Origin of the sequence: Affinundibacterium seohonense (genome assembly GCF_014284305.1) — a bacterium.
Classification (GTDB): domain Bacteria; phylum Pseudomonadota; class Gammaproteobacteria; order Burkholderiales; family Burkholderiaceae_D; genus Undibacterium; species Undibacterium seohonense.
In genome coordinates, this window is record NZ_JACOFW010000067.1 from 1 (window position 1) to 1,303 (window position 1,303).

Annotated in this window: 1 protein-coding gene; it reads right to left on the reverse strand. The window is 43.5% G+C overall.

Annotated elements, in window-relative coordinates; all coding sequences use genetic code 11:
• Positions 1-39: 39 nt before the first annotated feature.
• Positions 40-1,212 (reverse strand): IS4 family transposase, encoded by a 1,173-nt coding sequence (locus H8K52_RS20575; protein WP_281388015.1) that lies wholly within the window; start codon positions 1,210-1,212, stop codon positions 40-42.
• Positions 1,213-1,303: the final 91 nt, after the last annotated feature.

Below are 1,303 nucleotides of genomic sequence, written 5' to 3' on the forward strand. Positions count from 1 at the left end.
CTGCGCACACTACTGTCCGGAATAATTTTATTGACATAGTCATGTAAATAATCCGATCTGAAATTGATACATTCTTTGTTCCTCTCGTCGTCGTTTTTGTTCACGATGGTCGTCTAACTCTTTACGCTGAAACAGCGTAGCGCGTATCAAGCATAAGCATTCCCACAAAGTCGCTTTCAAATGATGGGTCTGCTTATGTAGCGCAACCAATAAATAAGCAATTAGTGCGGTCAATAACTGTATCCGCACTGCATTCTCAGATCGTCCAAAAAAGCTCTTGATCTTGAGATGTTGCTTGATCCATTTAAAAAACAATTCAATTCCCCAGCGCTCTTTATAACGTTGCGCAATCTCTCGCGCACTACTCGTTAAATCATTCGTTGCTAATACCAACGGTGTCGCCTTATCTTCCCTCATCACCGTCACTCGACGTAGTGGGCGTTCATAATGCAACTTGCACTTCGCTCTCGTATGCTTGTGTTTAAAACGCACGATTTGATCACTGATGACCACGCCTTTATCCGCGACTTCTATCGGTAATTCTTTCTCGATACTGACGCCTGCATTACACTTAAAACGCGTTACAAATTGTGCTTCTGCTAGATCGATGTCTCGCCACCAACCATAGTCACAATAGCCTTTATCGAAGACATAAATCGCTCCTTTGTGTAGCGGTACATCCCACGCCTTCGTTACATCATTCACATTCGGTGCCGTGATACTTTGCCATGTCGGTACTTCTGCTTTCGTGTCGTACAGGACGTGCAATTTCAATCCTTGCGTATGTCGTGTTTTTGATTCCTCTGTCCAGCGATCAAACTCTCTACCCTTCAAAAAAATTGGTGTTGAGTCGAGCAAACATAGCCATTCTTGACTTTGTTGACGCACTGACCGACTCGCCTTTTGCATCAACAATTGCACTACATCGACAAACACCGCATCTTTACGTTGGTTATTGGCATCGGCTAATGTCGATTTCTTGATCGCACTAGCACCCAGATGATAATGATGCGTAACGTGACCATTAAAACCCGCTTGTAATTCCCGCAAACTCGACGCACCGCTCAATTGAGCATAGATCATCGCTACAACGTGCTGCCAGTAGCCAAATTGCTTTGTATATTTGTTCGCGTTGTGTTTATTGACAATCACGTCGAAGGAACCTCGCGGTAACCCCTTCATTATTTCTTGAAAATTGGTTATTCTAAACATGTTGCAGGTTTGGTTTTTTAGTCGGCAAACCGAGGTTAACACTCGTAAACCAATCCCTGCAACACCCTACAGCTTAGTCAAGCAAATTATT